Annotated in this window: 17 protein-coding genes; 9 read left to right on the top strand and 8 right to left on the bottom strand. The window is 60.9% G+C overall.

Annotated elements, in window-relative coordinates; translation table 11 throughout:
• Window positions 1-51: 51 nt before the first annotated feature.
• From PP263_RS04015 to hppD, 3 genes are all read right to left on the bottom strand, one after another.
• On the bottom strand, window positions 52-1,038 hold the full coding sequence (locus PP263_RS04015; RefSeq protein WP_308367080.1) for a fumarylacetoacetate hydrolase family protein: 987 nt from the start codon (window positions 1,036-1,038) through the stop codon (window positions 52-54).
• A 114-nt stretch (window positions 1,039-1,152) separates the two neighbouring features.
• The gene (locus PP263_RS04020) at window positions 1,153-2,277 is read right to left on the bottom strand and encodes a homogentisate 1,2-dioxygenase (protein ID WP_308367081.1); all 1,125 of its coding nucleotides are present in this window, start codon (window positions 2,275-2,277) and stop codon (window positions 1,153-1,155) included.
• A gap of 114 nt (window positions 2,278-2,391) precedes the next feature.
• Window positions 2,392-3,453, bottom strand: a complete 1,062-nt coding sequence (hppD, locus tag PP263_RS04025) for a 4-hydroxyphenylpyruvate dioxygenase (protein WP_308367082.1) — start codon at window positions 3,451-3,453, stop codon at window positions 2,392-2,394.
• A gap of 232 nt (window positions 3,454-3,685) precedes the next feature.
• On the opposite strand from hppD, the gene PP263_RS04030 reads away from it, so the two are divergent.
• From PP263_RS04030 to PP263_RS04055, 6 genes are all read left to right on the top strand, one after another.
• Entirely contained in the window at window positions 3,686-4,183 is a 498-nt protein-coding gene (locus PP263_RS04030; RefSeq protein ID WP_183463569.1) for a MarR family winged helix-turn-helix transcriptional regulator, read from the top strand.
• A 25-nt stretch (window positions 4,184-4,208) separates the two neighbouring features.
• Window positions 4,209-5,399 carry an amino acid aminotransferase gene (locus tag PP263_RS04035; RefSeq protein WP_308367083.1) on the top strand — a complete coding sequence of 397 codons (1,191 nt, stop codon included), beginning with the start codon at window positions 4,209-4,211 and terminating at the stop codon, window positions 5,397-5,399.
• Window positions 5,400-5,546: 147 nt separating this feature from the next.
• On the top strand, window positions 5,547-6,911 hold the full coding sequence (locus tag PP263_RS04040) for a class II 3-deoxy-7-phosphoheptulonate synthase (RefSeq protein ID WP_308367084.1): 1,365 nt from the start codon (window positions 5,547-5,549) through the stop codon (window positions 6,909-6,911).
• 259 nt (window positions 6,912-7,170) lie between these two features.
• On the top strand, window positions 7,171-7,851 hold the full coding sequence (locus tag PP263_RS04045) for a glutathione S-transferase family protein (RefSeq protein ID WP_308367085.1): 681 nt from the start codon (window positions 7,171-7,173) through the stop codon (window positions 7,849-7,851).
• Between the two features lie 436 nt (window positions 7,852-8,287).
• Window positions 8,288-10,501 (top strand): M3 family metallopeptidase, encoded by a 2,214-nt coding sequence (locus PP263_RS04050; protein ID WP_308367086.1) that lies wholly within the window; start codon window positions 8,288-8,290, stop codon window positions 10,499-10,501.
• A gap of 232 nt (window positions 10,502-10,733) precedes the next feature.
• Window positions 10,734-10,940: a DUF2905 domain-containing protein gene (locus tag PP263_RS04055; protein ID WP_308367087.1), complete on the top strand. Its 207-nt coding sequence runs from the start codon at window positions 10,734-10,736 to the stop codon at window positions 10,938-10,940.
• Here the strand turns inward: PP263_RS04055 and PP263_RS04060 are convergent, their stop codons facing one another.
• Entirely contained in the window at window positions 10,941-11,426 is a 486-nt protein-coding gene (locus PP263_RS04060) for an Lrp/AsnC family transcriptional regulator (protein WP_183463559.1), read from the bottom strand.
• 297 nt (window positions 11,427-11,723) lie between these two features.
• Between PP263_RS04060 and PP263_RS04065 the strand changes: the two genes are divergently transcribed.
• The gene (locus tag PP263_RS04065) at window positions 11,724-15,245 is read left to right on the top strand and encodes an indolepyruvate ferredoxin oxidoreductase family protein (protein WP_308367088.1); all 3,522 of its coding nucleotides are present in this window, start codon (window positions 11,724-11,726) and stop codon (window positions 15,243-15,245) included.
• A gap of 337 nt (window positions 15,246-15,582) precedes the next feature.
• The gene (locus PP263_RS04070; RefSeq protein ID WP_308367089.1) at window positions 15,583-15,978 is read left to right on the top strand and encodes a glycine zipper family protein; all 396 of its coding nucleotides are present in this window, start codon (window positions 15,583-15,585) and stop codon (window positions 15,976-15,978) included.
• 110 nt (window positions 15,979-16,088) lie between these two features.
• Here PP263_RS04070 and cyoD read toward each other — a convergent pair whose 3' ends face one another.
• Genes cyoD through cyoA form a run of 4 tightly spaced genes read right to left on the bottom strand, consistent with a single transcriptional unit; the run spans window position 16,089 to window position 19,808 of the window.
• Complete coding sequence (cyoD, locus tag PP263_RS04075; RefSeq protein WP_308367090.1) at window positions 16,089-16,406, bottom strand: cytochrome o ubiquinol oxidase subunit IV; 318 nt, start codon at window positions 16,404-16,406, stop codon at window positions 16,089-16,091.
• A gap of 1 nt (window position 16,407) precedes the next feature.
• The gene (cyoC, locus tag PP263_RS04080; protein ID WP_308367091.1) at window positions 16,408-17,007 is read right to left on the bottom strand and encodes a cytochrome o ubiquinol oxidase subunit III; all 600 of its coding nucleotides are present in this window, start codon (window positions 17,005-17,007) and stop codon (window positions 16,408-16,410) included.
• Window positions 17,004-18,995 (bottom strand): cytochrome o ubiquinol oxidase subunit I, encoded by a 1,992-nt coding sequence (cyoB, locus tag PP263_RS04085; protein ID WP_308367092.1) that lies wholly within the window; start codon window positions 18,993-18,995, stop codon window positions 17,004-17,006. Before cyoB ends, cyoC begins: the two co-directional genes overlap by 4 nt.
• 3 nt (window positions 18,996-18,998) lie before the next feature.
• A complete protein-coding gene (cyoA, locus tag PP263_RS04090; protein ID WP_308367093.1) occupies window positions 18,999-19,808 on the bottom strand; it encodes a ubiquinol oxidase subunit II in 810 nt (269 codons plus the stop codon).
• A gap of 244 nt (window positions 19,809-20,052) precedes the next feature.
• Here cyoA and mddA point away from each other — a divergent pair, with 244 nt between their 5' ends.
• A complete protein-coding gene (gene mddA, locus PP263_RS04095; RefSeq protein ID WP_308367094.1) occupies window positions 20,053-20,808 on the top strand; it encodes a methanethiol S-methyltransferase in 756 nt (251 codons plus the stop codon).
• Window positions 20,809-21,055: the final 247 nt, after the last annotated feature.

Raw genomic sequence — 21,055 nt, forward strand, 5'->3', positions numbered from 1 at the left:
TGAAAGATCGATCGCGGCCAGCGGCCGCTCCTACAGGGAGAGGGCAGTAGATTACTGGGGGGCTAGGTATTCCACCACCCGCTGATCGATGGTACCGAAAATATCCGCGTCCATCTCGTCGTACATGGCGATCTCGATGCGGTCGCCGAACTGCATAAACGGCGTGCTGGGTTTGCCGTCGGCGATCATTTCCAGCATACGCACTTCCGCCAGGCAGCAGGAGCCTTCGGCCCGGTCCACGTTGGAGACGGTGCCGGAGCCGATAATGGTACCGGCGCCGAGATTGCGACTTTTCGCCGCGTGGGCGATCAACTGTGGGAAGTTGAAGGTCATGTCCACGCCGGCGTTGGGGGAGCCGATCTTCTCTCCATTCAGCCTCGCGTGCAGCGGCAGATGCACTTTGCCGTCGCGCCAGTGGTGGCCGAGTTCATCCGGCGTCACCGCCACCGGGGAGAAGGCGCTGGAGGGCTTGGACTGGTAGAAGCCGAAGCCTTTGGCCAACTCGCCTGGAATCAGGTTGCGCAGGGAAACGTCGTTGACCAGCATCAGCAGGCGGATATGCCCGCCGGCTTTCTCCGCATCGGTGCCCATGGGCACATCGCCGGTGATCACCGCCACTTCCGCCTCGAAATCAATGCCCCACTCGGTGCTGGCCATGGCGATATTTTCTTTAGGGCCGAGAAAGGTGTCGGAGCCACCCTGGTACATCAGCGGATCGGTCCAGAAGGATTCCGGCATCTCCACGCCCCGGGCCTTGCGCACCAGCTCCACGTGATTGACGTAGGCGCTTCCGTCCGCCCAGTGGTAGGCGCGGGGCAGGGGGCTGTGGCATTCGCCGGGATCGAAGGGGAAGCTGGTGACCTCGCCCTGTTGCAGCGCGTTGAAGCGGGCCCGCAGCCGGGGCTCGATGGTTTCCCAGTCGTCCAGGGCCGCCTGGAGCGAGGGGGCGATATCGGCGGCGCCGCAGTAGCGGGCCAGGTCGCGGGAGACCACGATCAGTTCGCCGTCGCGGCCTTTTTTCAGGGAAGCTAGTTTCATGGATTCTTGTTCCTTGTTGCCGAGCCGCACTGTAGGAGCGGCCGTTGGCCGCGATCAATGGTGGTTTATTTCACAGCTCGATCGCGGCCAACGGCCGCTCCTACAAGGGGATAATTACTTGGTTTTCCAGCTATCGACGTACTCGGGTAACTCCACCGCATGGGCATCCGGCAGGATGTTCCAGGGGGTGCGGCTGTCGAGCATGACCGCCACCTCGTCGGTTTCCTTTCTTGCGTGCCGGGCCCCGGCTTCGAGGGCCTTGGGATGCGGTCCGTGGGTAAAGCCCATGGGATGCAGGGTAAGCATGCCCGGGTGGATATTGTCGCGGCTGAAGAAGTCGCCGCGGTGGTAGAAGATCAGTTCGTCGAAGTCGTCGTTGTTGTGGAAGAAGGGCACTTTCAGAGCGCCGGGATCGCTCTCGATGGGGCGCGGCGCAAAGGTGCAGACCACGAAGCCGCGGGCCACGAAGGTGGTGTGGGCCGATGGGGGGAGGTGGTAACGATGGCTCATCAGCGGGCGTATGTCGCGCCAGTTGATGCGCACTGCCAGGTTGTCTCCCTTCCAGCCGGCGGCGTCCAGCGGGTTGAACGGGTAGGTGATTACGGATACCTGCTGGCGCGCCTTCACCTTTACCTGCCATTCGTCCTCGGTCTGCTGCGCGCGGAATTTGCCGTCCATTGTGGGCACGTCCAGCATTGCCGGGTCGAAGATGGCGTGGGGACCCACAAGTCCCTTCTCCGGCAGCTGGAAGTGGCCGCCGGTGGCTTCCACCATCAGCAATTCCAGTGGTTCGGCGGGCTCCAGGCGCCACAGGGTGCCGCGGGGCAGCATGATGTAGTCGCCGTCGCGAATATGCAGGTGGCCGAAATCGCAGTAGAGATCTCCGCTGCCGTTGTGCACGAACAGCAGTTGGTCGCCGTCGGCGTTGCGGACCAGGTGGTCCATGGCTTCGCGGCAAGTCCACAGGGCCACCAGGCTGTCGCTGTTCTGCAGTATCGGTTTGTGGTCCCAGGGGCTGTTGCCGCCGTGGGCCATTCTGGTGCTGTCGAAGGCGTGGGGACGCAGCGGACCCTCGAAATTGCTCCAGCCGGTGGGAGGATGGCGGTGGTAAAAATGGGTGGCCGGGCCGAAGAAGCCCTCCTTGCTCATTTCCCGCTCGTAGGTGTTCGCGGGGAAGTCCGCGTGGGCCTGCCGGCTGGCTTCACCTTCCACGCGCGGAAAGTTGATCCAGTTTTTCATGAGTTTCCACTTGTCTGTTAATGACCTTGTAGGAGCGGCCCATGGCCGCGATCGGCATCAGCAGAACCTTTCTGAGTCAGATCGCGGCCATGGGCCGCTCCTACACAGGGGCGATTATTTGTCCCGAAGAACCCCGCGGCGAATCTGGTCCAGTTCGATGGATTCGAACAGCGCCTGGAAGTTGCCCTCGCCGAAGCCCTCGTTGCCCTTGCGCTGGATGATCTCGTAGAAGATCGGGCCGATCACATTCTGGGTGAAAATCTGCAGCAGCAGGCCCTGGCCCTCGGTGGGGGCGCCGTCGACCAGAATTTTCAGTTTCTGCAGCGCTTCCTTGTCTTCGCCGTGGCCTTTTACCCGCTCATCCAGCTTCTCGTAGTAGGTGTCCGGGGTGTCCTGGAACTTCACTTCGTGCTTGCGCAGGGTGCGCACGGTTTCATAGATATCATCGGTGCCCAGGGCGATGTGCTGGATGCCTTCTCCCCGGTACTCTTTCAGGTATTCCTCGATCTGTGACTTGTCGTCGGAGGATTCGTTGATGGGGATACGGATCTTGCCGCAGGGGCTGGTCATGGCGCGGCTGGTCAGCCCGGTGAGCTTGCCCTCGATATCGAAGTAGCGGATCTCGCGGAAATTGAAAATGTTCTCATAGAAGCCCGCCCACTTGTCCATATTGCCGCGGTGTACGTTGTGGGTGAGATGATCGATGTAGGTGAGGCCGGCGTCGAACGGGGGCATCTTGCCGGTGGGTACGAAGTCCACATCGTAGATGGTGTTGTTGCCGTAGCGGTCCACCAGGTAGATGCGGCTGCCGCCAATGCCCTCGATGGCGGGGATGTTCAGTTCCATCGGTCCAGGATGGGTTTCCACCGCGGTGGCCCCCTTGTCGATGGCCTTGCGGTAGGCCTCTGCGGCGTTCCGGACCCGAAAGCCCATGGCACAGGCGCAGGGGCCGTGCTTTTTGGCGAACCTCTGTGCAAAAGAGTCCGGTTCGGCGTTGATAATGAAGTTGATGTCTCCCTGTTTGTGCAGGGTGACGTCCTTGGAGCGGTGGCGGGCCACTTCCGCAAAGCCCAGGTGTTCGAACAGGGAGCGCAGCAGTTCGGGCTCCGGAGCCGCGTACTCCACGAATTCGAAGCCGTCGGTGCCGAGGGGGTTGTCAAACAGCTCTTTGCTCATCACGGGTGCCTCATATCTCTGGTCCCACTGCGCAAATATTTTGCGTCGCGACGGGTTATGGATACCAAAAATGGCGTGCAAAGCCGTATAATGCGCGGCCAATTTCCTGTGCCATTGGGGGCCGGGCTTCACCGGAAAATTTTCGGCGATAGTGGTTACAATTGAAACTAATGTTAGTTACATTTATAGCCTGATTCAAATATCCCCCCGCGCAAAGCAGGTATCCAGAGAGATGACAACCGAAAACCGGGGCCCGCAGGAGGCGGCAGGGCCCGACGATCTGCACCTGGAGAAGTTTCTGCCTTATCGCCTGTCGGTGCTTTCCAACCGGGTGAGCAATGCGATAGCCCAAGCTTATGGTGCCCGTTTCGACCTGACCATTCCCGCCTGGCGGGTGATGGCGATACTGGGGCGTTTCCCGGACCTGTCCGCCGCCGAGTTGGTGGAGCAGACCGCTATGGACAAGGTAGCCATCAGCCGCGCGGTGTCCTCACTACTGAAAAACGATTACATCACCCGCAGCGAGGACCCGGCGGACCGCCGCCGCCAGGTGCTGAACCTGTCCGAGCTGGGGCGGGAGGTGTACGAGCGCATAGTTCCGCTGGCGCAGCGGTACGAGCGCGACCTGATGGCTTCGCTCACCGACGAAGAGCGCCGCCAGTTGGACAGCATTATTGAAAAACTGATGGACCGCGCTCAGGCCTGGGCCGAGAGCGGTTTGATGGATTGAGAGAAAAAATCGCAGGAGTTTCCGCATGTTTGAGCATATGAGCAGTCTGCCGCCCGATCCGATCCTGGGCCTGCTGGCAAGCTACCGCGCCGACGACAATCCCGACAAGATCGACCTGGGCGTGGGGGTGTACAAGGACGAGTCCGGCCACACACCGGTGCTGCAGGCGGTCAAGGAAGCGGAGACCCGACTTCTGCAGAGCGAGGAAACCAAGGCCTATATCGGCCCCGCCGGCACGCCGGGTTTCAACAGCGCCATGCAGGAACTGGTCCTGGGGGCCGAACACCCGGCACTGCTCGCCAACCGTGTGCGTTCCGCGCAGACCCCCGGTGGCTGTGGCGCGCTTCGTGTGCTCGCGGAGTTCACCAACCGCGCCAAGCCCGGCGCCACCATCTGGGTGAGCGATCCCACATGGGCCAACCATGTGCCCCTGCTGGGCAACGCCGGCCTGAAGATCGAGAGCTACCCCTACTACGATCGCGCCACCAGCAGCCTGCGGTTCGACGCCATGGTGGAGACCCTGAAGAATGTGGGCGAGGGCGATCTGGTGCTGTTCCACGCATGCTGCCACAACCCCTGCGGCGCGGACCTGAACCGCGAGCAGTGGCAACTGCTTGCGGAGATGGCACAGAAGCAGGGCTTTACACCGTTTGTCGACATGGCCTATCAGGGCTTTGGTGAAAGCCTGGGCGACGACGCCTGGGGCCTGCGCCTGATGGCGGAATCGGTGCCGGAAATGCTGGTGGCCGCGTCCTGTTCAAAAAATTTCGGCCTCTACCGCGAACGCGTGGGCCTGGCCATGGTGATCTATAACGATACCGCTGCCGCCGACAAGGGCCAGAGCCAGATGCTCAATGTGGTGCGCGGCAACTATTCCATGCCCCCCTCCCACGGTGCGGCGATCGTGGAGTCCATCCTCACCGACGCCGGCCTGCGGGCCAACTGGGAGGCAGAACTGGAGGAGATGCGCGAGCGCATCAACGGCCTGCGCGCCGGCCTGGTGGAAAATCTGGAAGCGGCCGGCGCCGCTGGCGATTTCAGCTTTATTCAGCGCCAGAACGGTATGTTCTCTTTCCTGGGCATCACCCCGGAACAGGTGCAGCGCCTGCAGCGGGAGTACTCCATCTATATGGTGGATTCCAGCCGAATTAGCATCGCCGGGCTGAGCCAGAGCAATATGGAGTATTTCTGCAGGGCCGTGGCCAGCATACTCTGAACCCGGGATCGCGGAGTTGTTTACCTTGGAGCGCTGAAGGCTCCAGCTCCACCTCGCGGGCCGCAGGCCCGCCATCTCGCCATCTGTAGGAGCGGCGGGGCGGCCATCCGCCCATGGCCGCGATAGGACTTTCCACAGGGAGCCACCGTGTCCGACTCTTCAACCCAACCCTGGACCCCGCAGAGCTGGCGCAACTTCACCGCCCGCCAGCAACCCAATTATGAATCTTCCGACCAGGTCACCGAAGTCGATCGCCAACTGGCCGGCTATCCACCGCTGGTATTCGCCGCCGAGGCCCGCGAGCTGCGCCGCCAATTAGCGCAGGTGGCGGAAGGAAATGCCTTCCTGCTGCAGGGGGGCGACTGCGCCGAATCCTTCGCCGACTTCAATGCCAACCGTATCCGCGACACCTTCAAGGTGCTGTTGCAGATGGCGGTGGTGCTCACTTTCGCCGGCAACCTGCCGGTGGTGAAGGTGGCGCGCATGGCCGGCCAATACGCCAAGCCGCGCTCCTCGGATATGGAAACCGTCGATGGCGTGGAGCTGCCCAGCTACCGCGGCGATATCGTCAACGGTATCGAATTCACCGAACAGGCGCGGCGGCCGGACCCGCAGCGGATGCTCACCGCCTACAACCAGTCCGCCGCAACCCTCAACCTGCTGCGCGCTTTCGCCCAGGGCGGCCTCGCCGACCTGCACCAAGTGCACGGTTGGAACCTGAGTTACCTGGAAAACAATCCCCAGCGGGAAAAATACGCGCAGTTGGCGGAGCGGCTGCAGGAGGCGCTGGAGTTTATGGCGGTGTGCGGGGTGACCTCGGGGAATACGCCGGCGATTCGCGAAACAGTGCTCTATACCTCTCACGAAGCGCTGCTGCTCAATTACGAACAGGCACTGACCCGCACCGACAGCCTCACCGGCAAATGGTACGACTGTTCGGCACATATGCTGTGGATCGGCGAGCGCACCCGCCAGTTGGATGGTGCCCACGTGGAATTTCTCTCCGGCGTGTGGAATCCCATCGGGGTCAAAGTGGGGCCGGGTATGAGCGGCGACGAATTGCTGCAGCTGATCGACAGGCTCAACCCCAATAATGAGCCCGGCCGCCTGACGCTGATCACCCGGATGGGCGCCGATACTCTGGGTGAAAAGCTGCCGGCACTGGTGCGCGCGGTGAAGAGGGAGGGGCGCTCGGTGGTGTGGAGCACCGACCCCATGCACGGCAACACGGTCAAGGCCAGCAGCGGCTACAAGACCCGCGATTTCGACAAGATACTGCGGGAGATCCGCGATTTCTTCGCCGTGCACCGTGCCGAGGGGACACATCCCGGCGGCATCCACCTGGAGATGACCGGCCAGCATGTCACCGAATGCACCGGCGGCGCCTGGAAGATTTCCGAGGCGGATTTGGCCACCTGCTACCGCACTCAGTGCGATCCGCGCCTGAATGCGGACCAAGTGCTGGAACTGGCCTTCTGCGTAGCCGAGTGGCTGCGCGACGGCCGCACATAATTTTCCAGACCGCCTCCCTGGGAACGCCGAGCTCCAGCTCGGCAATCGCCCCGCAGGGGCGACAGTAGATTGACGGCTACCGGAATGCTGCCAGGTTGGTGGCTCCGATCGGCTCCGTCGTCGATGGCCGCCCGGGAAAAAAACTCATCGGTAAATATTTCCCGGGCGGCCATCGACGCCAGGGCCTGGCCTCGCGCCAGCCGAAAAGTCTTGCAGTGCTTGGCTCATCTTTTTACTTTGACTCAACTTGGGGGTGCCCATGTACCAACTGTTTATCGCCAACAAAAACTACTCTTCCTGGTCCCTGCGGCCCTGGCTGCTGCTGCGCCAGCTGGAGATTCCCTTCGGTGAGGAGCTGGTCACTTTCGAAGAGGGCGGCAGTTGGGACAAGTTCCGCCGCTTTGCTCCCAACGGCCTGGTGCCCTGCCTGGTGGATGGGGAGGCAACCGTCTGGGATTCCCTGGCGATCGCCGAGTACCTGGCTGAGGAGCACCCCGGAATCTGGCCGGTGGAGAAGGGGTCTCGGGCCTGGGCCCGCTGCGCCGCGGCGGAGATGCATTCAGGCTTTTTCGCCCTGCGGGATATCTGCTCCATGAATTGCGGTGTACGCGTGCAGCTCGCGGAAATTCCCGCGAAACTGCAAAAGGATATCGATCGCATCGACGAGCTCTGGTGTGAAGGGTTGCGGCGCTTTGGCGGGCCCTACTTGGCCGGAGAGGAATTCACAGCGGTGGACGCCTTCTTTGCCCCCGTGGCCATCCGCGCAAAGAGTTATTCCCTGCCGCTGAGCGATACCGCGGCCGCTTACGCCGAACGGCTGCTGCAGCTGCCGGCCATGCAGGCGTGGATCGCCGAGGCGTTGCAGGAGCCCTGGCGCGAGGTCGGTCACGAGGAGGAGTTGCTTCGCGCCGGCGCCATCCTCGAGGATCTCCGCCAGTAGTCGACGGGGCACCGAAGCCTCTGTCGAGAGCGGTCGGCGGCTGGGCGAATATTGTGTTCGCCCAGGCATCTCCGAATACTCCGAAGCATCACCTCCGTCTCCATTTTCGGCCATCTCACCAGTCCGAAATCCGGCCTATTCCGGTGCCAGCGGCGTTCCCGGACCAATCGCCAATCACCTTAACCCAGCGCATCGGCCAGCAAATACAGAATCTAAAAGAATACACTTAAAAAGTCGTTATCAATTTATAAATAGTACTCTCTGAAAGGCCTGTCTCAAGCACTAAGTTGGCCAGAGCAGGGGTTTGTCGCGGAAATCTTTCTGCCTGTCGCCCTGGGGCGCAGACGGCGCGCCGTTGCATGGCAGCCGCGGGGTGAAAAGCGTTAGACTCGGGCGATTAAAAACTAAAGAAAAGTAGTACCACAGGAGAAAACCCATGCGCCAGACACTGATCGCGCTGTCTATTGCCGCCGCGCTGGCCGCCACCGGTTGCGACAAAGAAGCCCAGCAGAGCCGGCCAGCACAGGACAACGCGCCTTCTGCGAACGAAGCCGCAAGTGCGGCCGCGGAGAAGAGGAATCCACTGTTGGCCGAGTGGACCGGCCCCTACGGTGGTGTGCCTGCCTTCGACAAGATGGAGGTGTCGGACCTGAAGCCGGCCCTGGAAGCCGCCATGAGCAAGAATCTGGCGGAGATAGACGCGATCACTGCCAATCCCGAGGCGCCGACCTTTTCCAATACCATCGAGGCACTGGAACGCAGCGGCGGCGAACTGGACCGCGTCTTCGCCTACTACGGCATCTGGAGCGCCAATATGTCCTCCCCGGAGTTTCGCGTCATCCAGCAGGAGATGGCTCCGAAGCTGGCGGATTTCGAATCCCGGATTATCCAGAACGACAAGCTGTTCCAGCGGATCAAGGCCGTTTATGACCAGCGCAACGAATCCGACCTGAATGCCGAGCAACAACGCGTGGTGGAACTCATCTACGACGAGTTCGCCACCAATGGCGCGACCCTCACCGGCGAGGCCAAAAAGCGTTACGGGGAAATCAACCAGCGTCTCGCGGAGCTGCATACCCGGTTTTCCAATAATGTGCTGGCGGACGAGGAGGGTTACGATCTCTTCCTGGACAAGGACCAGTTGAGCGGACTGCCGGAATCTTTCGTGGCCGCGGCCGCGGCGCTCGCGGAGGAGAAGGGCCATAAGGGCAAATACGCAATCACCAATACCCGCTCTTCCATGGATCCCTTTCTCACTTACTCCGACAATCGGGAATTGCGCGAGAAAGTGTGGAAGAACTATTACAACCGCGGGGACAACGGCGACGGGCACGACAACAACGCCATCATCGCCGAGATACTGCAACTGCGCGACGAGCGCGTCGGCCTGCTGGGTTTTGACAACTATGCTCAATGGCGCCTGCAGAACCGCATGGCCAAGACCCCCGAACGCGCAATGGAGCTGATGGAGGCTGTGTGGCCGGCGGCGGTTGCCCGGGTTAAAGAAGAAGTCGCGGATATGCAGGCGGTGGCGGATGCCGAGGGCGCGGACATCACCATTGCGCCCTGGGACTACCGCTATTACGCGGAAAAGGTGCGCAAGGCCAAGTACGACCTGGACTCCGACGAGGTAAAGCAGTACCTGCAACTGGACAAGCTGCGCGAGGCGATGTTCTACGTTGCGGGTGAGTTGTTTGAGTTCAGTTTTACTCCGGTGAAGGAAGGCACAGTTCCGGTCTTCCATCAGGACGTGAAGGTCTGGGAAGTGAAGGACAAGACCAGCGGCGAGCATATCGGCCTATGGTACCTGGACCCATTCGCCCGCTCCGGCAAGCGCTCCGGCGCCTGGGCCACCATGTATCGGGACCACACCACTTTCAATGGCAGGGAGACGGTACTGGCCTCTAACAACTCCAACTTTATCAAGGGGGCGCCGGGCGAGCCGGTACTGGTGAGCTGGGACGATGCCGAAACCTTCTTTCACGAGTTTGGCCACGCGCTGCATTTCCTCGCCTCCAACGTGAGTTACCCGACCCTGAACAGCGGTGTGCGCGATTACACCGAATTCCAGTCCCAGTTGCTCGAGCGTTGGTTGGCCACCGATGCGGTGATCGACAACTACCTGGTGCATTACAAGACCGGCGAGCCGATTCCCGATGAGCTAGTGGCCAAGATCAAGAAGGCCGCCACTTTCAACCAGGGCTTCGCGACCACCGAATACCTGGCCTCCGCGCTGGTGGATATGAAATTCCACACCGTCGATCCCAAGGAGATAGATCCGGATGCGTTCGAGCGCGAGACCCTGGAGGCGCTGGGCATGCCCAAAGAGCTGGTAATGCGTCACCGCACCCCGCACTTCGGCCATATCTTTTCCGGTGAGGGTTACTCCGCCGGTTACTACGGCTACCTGTGGGCGGACGTGCTGACCTCCGACGCGGCGGAAGCCTTTGCCGAGGCGGACGGAGGCTTCTACGACAAGGAAGTGGCCGGCAAGCTGGTGAAGTACCTCTTCGCCCCGCGCAACGCCCTGGACCCGGCGGAAGCCTACCGCGCCTTCCGTGGACGGGATGCAAAGATCGAGGCGCTGATGCGCGATCGGGGTTTTCCCGTCCCCGGCGAGAAATCAGAGACAGTAGCCAGTGAAAACTAAGGCCTGATTTCCAGCCTTACAAAAGCCGCGGTGCAAATGCCCGCGGCTTTTTTATTTGCGGTGTAGGAGTGTTTGCGTAGGATGGGCAAAGGAGAGTAGCGACGTGCCCATCAATGGCTCGGTTGTGATATCCGCATTTAGTACCTTACACCACACTAGTATCGTAGGATGGGCACGCTGAGCTTTGCCCATCCTACAATAAGGAAAAAGATCGCTGGAGAGGGATTGAATAATGGCCAAATGGCTGATTCTGGCGGGCTGCCTGCTGATCGCCACGGGCGTATTGCTGCACTACGCCCCCTGGCTGTTCAACTGGTTCGGTCGGCTGCCCGGCGATATCCGTATCGAATCCCCGCGCAGCAAGGTGTTTATTCCCATTACCTCGATGATCATTCTGAGTATTGTACTCAGCGTGATTGTCAGTCTCTTCCGCCGCTGATCAGCCCCGTTCCAGCAACTGCTCCAGCGGCAGCTCAGTGCGGTAGCGCACCTGCTTGAGGGAAAAGCTGCTCTTGATATGGTCGATGCCGGGCAGTTCAGTGAGTTTTTTATCCAGGAATTCCTGGTACGCCTGCAGATTCGGCACCACCACCCGCAACAGGTAGTCGAAGTCGCCGGTCATCAGGTAGCACTCCATCACTTCCGGCCACTGGCCGATGGTTTTCTCGAAGTCCTGCAGTTCCTTCTTTACCTGGTGGTTCAGGGTGACCTGGATGAATACGCTCACCGGCAGGCCGACCTTTTCCGGTTCCAGCAGGGTGACCGCGCGCTTGATAAAACCCTGTTCGTGCAGGTTTTTCACCCGGCGGGAGCAGGGGGAGGGGGAGAGGCAGACTTTCTCCGCCAGTTCGATATTGGGGATGGTGGCGTCCTGTTGCAAAATTTCCAGGATCTTCTTGTCGATGGCGTCGAGTAAATAGGCCATAAACCTTTCCGTTGTCTCTTGTAATCGGCCGTCCCCGCTACACGGCCAATTGCTAACTATACTTCCACCCCTTCGGACTGGCCAGCGAGGTGCATTCCAGAAGGAAATCGGCGCCAGGGGGCGACGGCTACACCTTCTCGAAACCGATCTCAATAGGGCGATTAATTGCGAGTTTTTGAACGTGTATGGTGACTTGTGTCCCTATTATGCCCTAGTAGGGGTGAATTTGGTATGACCTGCTTCGCCGACGGGTGTTAATTTTACCCGCAGATCAATAATCATAAGCAGGTGGTATCCATGGCGATGGTCGAAGGCGATTTGGAGCTGGGCTTTGATCGCGACTACTCCCTGAAATCCGCGTTCACCCGCGAGTCGGGCCGGGTGTTCCTCACCGGTATCGACGCCCTGGTGCGGTTGCCGATCATGCAGAAGCAACTGGACGAGTGCGCCGGGCACAACACCGCCGGGTTTATATCCGGCTACCGCGGCTCGCCCCTGGGAGGTTACGACCAAGCGCTCTGGCGGCGCAAATCCCTGCTCGCCGAGCGGGATATCCACTTCGAGCCCGGTATCAACGAGGACCTGGGGGCCACCAACATCTGGGGCACCCAACTGCTCGACCACTATCGCCAGCAGGCCACCCGCGACGGTGTTTTCGCCATCTGGTACGGCAAGGGCCACGGCGTTGACCGCAGCGCGGACGTCTTCCGCCAGGCAAATGTGCAGGGCACCTCCAGGCTGGGCGGCGTGCTGGCCCTGTGTGGCGACGACCATACCGCGGAATCCTCCATGTTTTCCCACAACACCGACCAGATTTTCGAGTCGGTGATGATGCCATTGCTGTTTCCCGCAACCATCGACGAGTACCTGACCCTGGGCCTGGCGGGTATCGCCCTGTCGCGTTTTTCCGGCCTCTGGGTGGGCTTCAAGGCCATTACCGAAACCGTGGAAGCGGGCGCTTCCATTGCGGTGCCGGGACTCCCACAGTTTGTCCGACCGGATTTTCCCATCCCGCCCCACGGCCTCAATTACGACCCCAAGCTGAACTGGCCGGCGGAGCGGCTGGAATACGAGCGCCGCATGCTGGAAGAGCGGCTACCCGCGGCGCAGGCTTTTGCCTACGCCAACGGGCTGGACAAAACCGTCGTTTCCGCGCCGAAAAAGCGCTTTGGGATCATTACCGTGGGCAAGGCTCACGGCGACCTGCTCGAGGCACTGGAACTGCTGAATCTCTCCGAGCGCGATCTGCGGGATGCGGGTATCTCCATCTATAAGGTGGCCATGAGCTGGCCACTGGAGCCCAGGGGTATCGGTGGATTTGCCGACGGTATGGAACGGCTGCTGGTGGTGGAGGAGAAGCGCCCACTGGTGGAGGGGCAGCTGAAAAACCTGCTCTACGGCTGGGCGGACGAGCGGCGCCCGAAAGTGGTGGGTAAGAAAGACCTGAACGGAGACGACCTGCTGCCGGCCATCTGGGGTTTCGGCCCGGACCGGGTGGCGGTGGCCATCGCCCGTTGGTTGGCGGATACCGAGCTGGGCGAGAAACTCATTCCACTGGCGGAGAAGCTGGGTGGAAATATTCCGGCGAAAGCCAATGGACTGCTCGTCCGCGAACCGATTTTCTGTGCGGGCTGCCCGCACAACACCTCCACCCAACTGCCCGAGGGCAGCCTGGGCAGCGCCGGCATCGGCTGCCATATCATGGCCCTGGGCAAGGGACTGCGCACCGATACCTATTCCCATATGGGCGGCGAGGGCGCGCAGTGGGTGGGTCTGCACCGCTTCTCCAGTGCCGGGCATATTTTCCAGAATATGGGCGACGGCACCTACAACCACTCCGGCCTGCTGGCGATCCGCCAGGCGGTGGCGAGCAGGGTCAATATCACTTACAAGATCCTGCTCAACGACGCAGTGGCGATGACTGGCGGGCAGCCCGCCGACGGCGAGGTCAGCGCCCCCAGTCTCGCCGCGCAATTGCTCGCCGAGGGGGTGCGCGACGTCTTTTTGCTCAGTGAAAATCCGGACTATTGGCACAAGCATCGCAGGCAACTGCCCGCGGCGGTACAGATATTGCCCCGCTCGGAACTGGACGCGGTGCAGCGCCGCCTGCGCGAAGTGCAGGGCGTGACCGCGATTATCTACGAGCAGGTGTGCGCGGCGGAAAAGCGCCGCCGGCGCAAGAAAAAGCAGATGGCCGATCCGTCCACCCGGCTGCTGATCAACCACCGGGTCTGCGAGGGCTGTGGCGATTGCAGCGTGCAGTCCAGCTGTATTGCGGTGGAACCATTGGAAACTGAATTCGGCCGCAAGCGGCAGGTGAACCAGTCCAGCTGCAACAAGGATATGCGCTGCGCAGACGGCTTTTGCCCCAGCTTTGTCAGCGTCGAGGGCGGTGAACTGAAGAAGCCGCCGGTGCAGTCCCTGGCCCAGTCCCTGGACGCGGCCATTGCCGAGCTGCCTCCGGCGCCGCAGGCGGACCTGGAGCGACCGCTGAGCATCCTGGTGGCCGGTATCGGTGGCAGCGGTGTGCTCACAGTGGCCGCATTATTGGGTATGGCTGCGCACCTGGAGGAAAAGGGCAGCACCACCCTGTATTTCACCGGCCTGTCGCAGAAGAACGGTGCCGTGGTCGCGCATGTGAAAGTGGCACAGCGCCCGGAAAATATCACCACTGCGCGTATTCGCGACGGTGCTGCCGAACTGCTGCTCGGTTGCGATATGGTCACCGCCGCCAGCCAGAGGCCCAAGTTCGCCGAAGGTAAAATGCGCGCGCTGGTGAACACCGCCGAAGTGCCGGTGGCGGCTTTTGTCCGCGACAATGAACTGGCGTTTCCCGCTGATGCAACGCGGGAGAGTATCGAGTCTCTGTGCGCGGAGTATTTCGCCTTCGATGCCAACAGATACGCCCAGGCGCTCTTTGGCGATACCGTTGCCAGCAACCTGATGATCCTGGGCTATGCCTGCCAGCAGGGCCTGCTGCCCATCGGCGAGTCCGCGCTGGAGCGAGCCATTGAGCTGAACGGGGTGGCGGTGGAAAACAACCTGCGCGCGTTCCGCGCCGGCCGGCTGCTCGCGGAAAATCCCAGCGCAGTGGAGCGGCTGGCGGTACCGGCGCAGCCGGTCAAGCTGTTGGAGCCACGGGAGACGGTGGAGCAGTTGATCGCGCGCCTGGCCGCAGAACTCACCCAATACCAGAGCGCCGCCTATGCGCGCTGTTTTGCCCGAGCTGTGGAGAAACTGCACCGCAGCGAGCGGCAATTGCCCCACAGCGACGGCCGCCTGACCCGCGCCGCCGCCAACAGCCTGTACAAGGCCATGGCCTACAAGGACGAGTACGAGGTGGCGCGATTATACAGCGGTGAGGACTTCCAGCGTCAGTTACGGGAGACCTTTACCGGCGACTACCGACTGCGCTTCCATATGGCGCCGCCACTGATTGCGCGCCCGGATGCCAGCGGTCGCATCAGGAAGATTACTCTGGGTCCCTGGCTGGGAAAACTGATGCCGCTGCTGGCGAAGGGTAAAGTTCTGCGCGGCACCGTGTTCGACCTGTTCGGCTACACGGGCGAGCGCCGCGCAGAACGCCGCTGGGCGCGGCAGGTCGAGCGGGCGGTCATTCTCATCGCCGACCGGCTGCGGGTGGACAATTTTTCCACGGCGCTGGAACTGCTGGAGCTGCCGCAGCAGGTGCGTGGTTACGGCCATGTGCGCGAGGAGAAATTCTCCCGGGTGAATGGGCGCTGGCAGGAGCTACTCACCCAGTTTACTGGCGGCAACAATGCCATCTTCTCTCCCACCAGCGCGAAAAACACCCTGTAGGAGCGGTTCCCGGGACAAATCGGCAGGATAGCCGATTTGGACGCCGAAGGCGCCCGAAGGGTGAGTGCCAGGGATGGCGCGAGTCAGCGCCGAGCTCCAGCTCGGCTTGCGGGCCGCAGGCCCGCCAACTCCTGGTTACAAAGCCGTGGCCGATCGCGGCCAACGGCCGCTCCTACACAGATTCCCGGCTACTAACAACACTGTGTCTAACCAGTCACCGTTTTCCCCCCACCCCGCTGGCGCTAACTTCAACCAACTACTAAACCTAATGAGTACATACGCGACATTTCTGCGGCGCGAGCACCGGCGCAGAGGTAGAGGTTTGGAGGAGCGTCAAATGAAATTTGGAACAGCGGCCACTTTGAGTCTTAGTGTATTGATGGCATTCGGCTGCGCCACTCAGCAGGAACAGGTGCCGGGAGCCGGGAATATCGTGATCGATACCTATGGTGTAAATATGCGCCAATACCAGCTGGACCTGGCGGACTGCAAAGGACTGGCCATGGCTGCGCGCCGCGATGAGGGGCGCCGGGGTATCGCCCGCGCCGCTGGCGGGGCACTGTTGGGCGGCGCCCTGGGCGCGATTATCGGCGACTCCAGTCGCGCCGCGGTGGCCGGGGCGGGTACCGGCGCCATTATCGGCGGTGTCTCCGGAGTGGGCAGCGCGCACTCCGAAGCCAACCGTATTGCGAAGAACTGTCTGCGTGGCCGGGGGTACCGGGTGCTGAATTGAAGAACCTGGCCTTCGATCTCACAGGACTTGGCTTGAGCCGGGCAAAGATCCAGGCTTCTTTTGTTGGCTCCGCAGAGGCTTGTGTTCGCCGGGCGAATTGGTAAACCGCGTCAGACCCACATTCGGTAATGCAGATTGAACATGATCCATAAGCTGCCGCCGATCATAATTACAATCAGGACGGCGGCGAAGGCAGTGGCCAGGAGCCTCTCTGGCGAAGCGGAGCGCAGGCGCAGCTGCAGGAAGTAACGCAGGTGAACCAGCACCTGAATGAGCGCGGCAGCGCCAATTGCGAAAAGGGCGGTACCTCTGGGCAGGAAACCGGTGGCGGCGATTCCGAAGGGGATTGCCGTCAGCACAAGCGCCAGCCCATAACCGGCCAGATAGGATTTCAATTTGCGGCCCGCGGCCACTTCAGTGTTTTCCATATCACAGAATTCCCGGCAGATAGACTGCGGAAAAAATACCGATCCACACAATATCCAGGAAATGCCAGAAGAGGCCGAGTCGCAACAGGCGCGAACTCACCGGCTGGCTCAGCCCTTTGACTATCACTTGCATAATCATCACCAGGATAAAGACCAGACCCGCGCTTACGTGCAGCCCGTGGGTGCCCACCAGGGTAAAAAAGGCGGACAGGAATCCGCTGCGATCCGGCCCCGCGCCCTGGATGATCATGCCGTGGAACTCGCGGATTTCCATCGCCACAAAGCCCAGGCCCAGCACAAAGGTAACTGCCAGCCAGGCCAGAAGCTGCGGTCGCCTGCCGGCATCCATCGCCAGCGAGGCGAGGCCGAAGGTGAGGCTGCTGGTGAGCAGCAGTAGGGTTTCGCCGAGGGTATGGGGCAGGCTGAACAGGTCGCTGCCGGCCGGACCGCCGGCGGTATTGCCCATCATCACCAGATAGGTGGCAAACAAAAGTGCAAAAATAATCGCGTCGCTCATCAGGTAGAGCCAGAATCCGAAGGCCCTTTGCTCGTAGGCGTCGGCTTCCGGTAGCAGAGCCGTCTCTTCCGCGGCGAGGCTCATATCGCTCCCCCCTTGGCGAGATCCCGGAAGCGCCGGTCCTCGATTTCCTTCACTTCGCTGGCGGGCAGGCGGAATTCGGTTTTGTCGCGGAAACTGCGCGCCACGGCTGTGCCGAGAATGGCGATCAGTGCGGCGATGGCCGCCCACCAGATATGCCAGACTACGGCGAAGCCGAAGGTGAAGGCGAGCCCTCCGAGCAATACACCGGCGCCAGTGTTTTTCGGCAGCAGTATGTCTTCATACCGCTCCGGCCTGGAATAGGCGACACCGCGGCGTTTCATATCGTGGAAAGCATCGATATCCCGCACCTGCGGCAGAATGGCGAAATTGTAGGGTGCGGGCGGGGAGGCTGTGAGCCATTCCAGGGTGCGCCCGTCCCAGGGATCGCCGGTCAAGTCCCGGGCATTGTCCCGGTTGCCGATACTGGTAATCAGTTGAATCACAAGGCTGGTAATACCGGCCAACACCACCAGTGCCCCCAGGGCCGCAACAATCAGCAAGGGCTGCCATGCGGCGATGTCATAGTGCTCGGTGCGCCGCGCCATGCCCATAAAGCCCAGAACATAGAGTGGCATAAAGGCCAGGTAGAAACCGATGATCCAGCACCAGAAGGCGCGTTTGCCCCAGTGGGCGTCCAGGGTGAAACCGAAGGCCTTGGGAAACCAGTACATATAACCGGCGAAATAACCAAACAGCGCGCCGGGAATCAGCATATTGTGGAAGTGCGCCACCAGGAAGGTGGAGTTGTGCACCAGGTAATTCACCGGCGGCAGGGCGAGTAGAACCCCCGTCATGCCGCCGATCACGAAGGTGACAATAAAGCCGAGGGTCCAAAGCATCGACGGGTGAAAAGTGATGCGCCCGCGAAACATGGTCATCAGCCAGTCGAAGACCTTCACTCCGGTGGGAACGGCGATCACCATGGTGGCGATACCGAAAAACGCATTGACGTTGGCACTGGCGCCCATGGTAAAGAAATGGTGCAGCCATACGGTAAAGGACAGCAGGGCGATCGTCATGGTGGCGTACACCAGGGAGGTATAGCCGAACAGGCGCTTGGCGGAAAAGTTGGCGACAACCTCGGAATAGATACCGAAGGCCGGCAGAATCAGGATATAGACCTCCGGATGTCCCCAAATCCAGAACAGGTTGGTGTAGTTCATCATGTTGCCGCCTCCGGCATTGGTAAAAAAATGCATGCCGAATATGCGGTCCAGCGCCAGTGTGGCGGTGGCCACGGTGAGGGCGGGAAAGGCGAAGATCATCAGGATACTGGAGGCCAGCGCTGTCCAGCAGAACAGCGGCATGCGCATCAGTCTCATCCCCGGGGTCCGCCGCTTGAGTATGGTGACGATGAAATTGATACCGGAGAGCGTCGTGCCGATGCCGCTGGCCTGTATCGCCCATATCCAGTAATCGACGCCCACACCCGGGTTGTACTCCGGGCCGGAGTAGGGGGGATAGCCGCTCCAGCCCGCGGTGGAAAACCTTCCGATCACCAGCGATACCAAAACCAGGCTGGCGCCGGCGGCGGTCAGCCACAGGCTGACGGAATTCATAAACGGGAAGGCGACGTCGCGGGCGCCGATCTGCTGTGGGACGATGATATTGATCAGCCCGGTCAGGAACGGCATCGCCATAAAAAAGATCATGATGGTGCCGTGGGAGCTGAAGATCTGGTCGAAGTGTTCCGGCGGCAGGTAGCCGTCGGAATTGAGCGCGAATGCCTGCTGGGCGCGCATCATGATCGCGTCCACAAATCCACGCAGGAGCATCACCAGGGCCACCACCACATACATGATGCCGATGCGCTTGTGGTCGAGGCTGGTCAGCCACTCATTCCACAGGTAGCGCCATTTGCCGAGCCAGGTGATCACGCCCACAACGGTCAGGAAGCCGAGCACTGTAACAACCGCACCCCCTACCGCGACCCAGCTATAAAAGGGCAGGGCATCGGCGGTCAGTCTTCCCAGTATCCGCATCTCCATGGCTTACTCCGGATGCCCGCCGGTATATTTCTCGATAATGCTGTCGAACAGATTCGGTGTGACGTCGGAATAATAGCTGACCGGATGACCGATACTGGGAGCGGCAAGTGCCCTGTAAGTGGCCCGGTCCAGTGTTTGGGGTGATTTCCTGACATTGGCAACCCAGGAGTCGAAGTCTTTCCGGGGCAGGGCGAGTGCTTTGAAGTGCTGCTCGGGAAAGCCGTCCCCACTGTACTGCATATTCCTGCCCCGAAAGCAGCCGGGCTTGTCGGCGAGCAGGTTGAGTCGTGTCCGCATGCCCGCCATGGCGTAAATCTGGCCGCCCAGGGCGGGGATGAAAAAGGAGTTCATAACCGTGTCGGAGGTGATTTTCAGGCTGAGTGGCCGGCCGCTGGGAAAGGCCAATTCATTGACGGCGGCGATACCCAGCTCGGGGTAGATAAACAGCCATTTCCAGTTCTGGGCGACAACCTCCACTTCGAGTGTCTCGGCGCCCGGGTCCAGTTGCCGGTAGGGGTCGAGCCTGTGCGTCTCGTTCCATAGCAGATAGCCCAGGGTCGCTACGATGGCCGCGGGCACAAGCCAGATAATCGCGTCGATCTTTGCTGAGTAGGACCACTCGGGAGTGTAGCGCCCTCTGCCTCCGGAGGCGCGATAGCGCCAGGCAAACAGGAAGGCCATGGTGAATACCGGAACGATCACGATCAGCATCACCAGGACCGCGGTGAACAGCAGATCGCGCTCGGCGAGTGCCACCGGACCCGCGGGGTGGAGAAGGGGGGCGCGAATCAGGGTGCAGCCATCCATTGGCATATTGCTCCGGCAGTCTGTGGATTTGTTTTCTCCCACAAAGTAAAGACAGATTTTACGCTGCCCGATGGGCAAGCTTATTCGTACTATATTAGTACTTTGCCATACCTGCTTAATTGCTGTTTTGTTGCGACGTATGACTTGCCGCACAGCCTCTAGAGGCTTAATCTGGCGCCATGTTGCCGGCGGTTTTTTGGGGTTGCCGGTGAGGGAGGTTAGGGATAACAGAGCATTTTGGAGGGAGCTTATGAGACGGATATTTTTTTTCTACGGATTGATTTGTTATTTTCTGTCAGTACTGACGGTTTTCTATCTTGTCGGTTTTGTAACCAACACCCTGGTCCCCAAGTCCATTAATTCCGGTGTTTATACCCCGATCTGGTATGCGCTGCTGATCGACCTGGGGCTGTTGGCGCTGTTCGCGCTGCAGCACAGTGTAATGGCGCGGCGGGGATTTAAATCGCTGTGGACACGCCTGGTGCCCGAGCCCCTGGAGCGCAGCACCTACCTGCTGCTTTCCAGCGCGGCCCTGTTGCTGCTGGTGTGGCAATGGCGGCCGCTGGGAGATGTGTTGTGGGATCTGCGCGGGACCTCTTGGGCGCCGCTGTTGATAAGCCTGGGCTGGCTGGGCTGGCTGCTGGTGTTCAGCAGCACTTTACTGCTGGACCACTTCGGGTTCCTCGGCCTGCGCCAGGCCTATGACCAATTGCGCAACCGGGAGACGCCGCCGGCGGAATTTCGCACCCCCGGCCTCTACCGGGTGGTGCGGCATCCCATGTATCTGGGGTTTCTGCTCGCTTTCTGGTTTGCGCCGATAATGACCCTGGCACATTTCCTGTTTGCCCTGGGTATGACTGGATATATCTGGCTGGGAATGTCGCTGGAAGAGCGGGAGATGGAACGGAGTTTTGGCGATCGTTACCGCGAATACCAGCGGCGGGTGCCGCGGCTGATACCCGTTCCCTGGCGCTGGCTGCCGGCGGAGGCAATGGCAACCAAGTGACAAGCGGAAGCGAGATATTTCTGGCTAAAAATTGTGCGAATACATCCACCCTTATCTGGTCCTCGCTGCACCGACCCAAAGGCGCGCCGTAGGGACAGAGATATCTACAGCGCTGCGGGTTCGCGCTGGAGCCTGCTTGCAGGCGAAAAGGGCAGGGCTCCGTAGCCCTTCGCTTGCAAGCAAGCTCCTGGTCACAATCACCCGAGTCCCGAGTCCCGAGTCCCGAGTCCCGAGTCCCGAGTCCCGA

Source organism: Microbulbifer sp. TB1203 (assembly GCF_030997045.1).
Lineage (GTDB): Bacteria > Pseudomonadota > Gammaproteobacteria > Pseudomonadales > Cellvibrionaceae > Microbulbifer.

Bases quoted from the DNA above. Each gene is read 5' to 3' on its own strand.
- PP263_RS04050 (WP_308367086.1), top strand. From the start codon at position 8,288: ATGCGCCAGACACTGATCGCGCTGTCTATTGCCGCCGCGCTGGCCGCC.
- PP263_RS04045 (WP_308367085.1), top strand. From the start codon at position 7,171: ATGTACCAACTGTTTATCGCCAACAAAAACTACTCTTCCTGGTCCCTG.
- hppD (WP_308367082.1), bottom strand. From the start codon at position 3,453: ATGAGCAAAGAGCTGTTTGACAACCCCCTCGGCACCGACGGCTTCGAA.
- cyoC (WP_308367091.1), bottom strand. From the start codon at position 17,007: ATGAGCCTCGCCGCGGAAGAGACGGCTCTGCTACCGGAAGCCGACGCC.
- cyoD (WP_308367090.1), bottom strand. From the start codon at position 16,406: ATGGAAAACACTGAAGTGGCCGCGGGCCGCAAATTGAAATCCTATCTG.
- mddA (WP_308367094.1), top strand. From the start codon at position 20,053: ATGAGACGGATATTTTTTTTCTACGGATTGATTTGTTATTTTCTGTCA.
- PP263_RS04030 (WP_183463569.1), top strand. From the start codon at position 3,686: ATGACAACCGAAAACCGGGGCCCGCAGGAGGCGGCAGGGCCCGACGAT.
- PP263_RS04020 (WP_308367081.1), bottom strand. From the start codon at position 2,277: ATGAAAAACTGGATCAACTTTCCGCGCGTGGAAGGTGAAGCCAGCCGG.
- PP263_RS04065 (WP_308367088.1), top strand. From the start codon at position 11,724: ATGGCGATGGTCGAAGGCGATTTGGAGCTGGGCTTTGATCGCGACTAC.
- PP263_RS04035 (WP_308367083.1), top strand. From the start codon at position 4,209: ATGTTTGAGCATATGAGCAGTCTGCCGCCCGATCCGATCCTGGGCCTG.
- PP263_RS04070 (WP_308367089.1), top strand. From the start codon at position 15,583: ATGAAATTTGGAACAGCGGCCACTTTGAGTCTTAGTGTATTGATGGCA.
- PP263_RS04060 (WP_183463559.1), bottom strand. From the start codon at position 11,426: ATGGCCTATTTACTCGACGCCATCGACAAGAAGATCCTGGAAATTTTG.
- PP263_RS04055 (WP_308367087.1), top strand. From the start codon at position 10,734: ATGGCCAAATGGCTGATTCTGGCGGGCTGCCTGCTGATCGCCACGGGC.
- cyoA (WP_308367093.1), bottom strand. From the start codon at position 19,808: ATGCCAATGGATGGCTGCACCCTGATTCGCGCCCCCCTTCTCCACCCC.
- PP263_RS04015 (WP_308367080.1), bottom strand. From the start codon at position 1,038: ATGAAACTAGCTTCCCTGAAAAAAGGCCGCGACGGCGAACTGATCGTG.
- cyoB (WP_308367092.1), bottom strand. From the start codon at position 18,995: ATGGAGATGCGGATACTGGGAAGACTGACCGCCGATGCCCTGCCCTTT.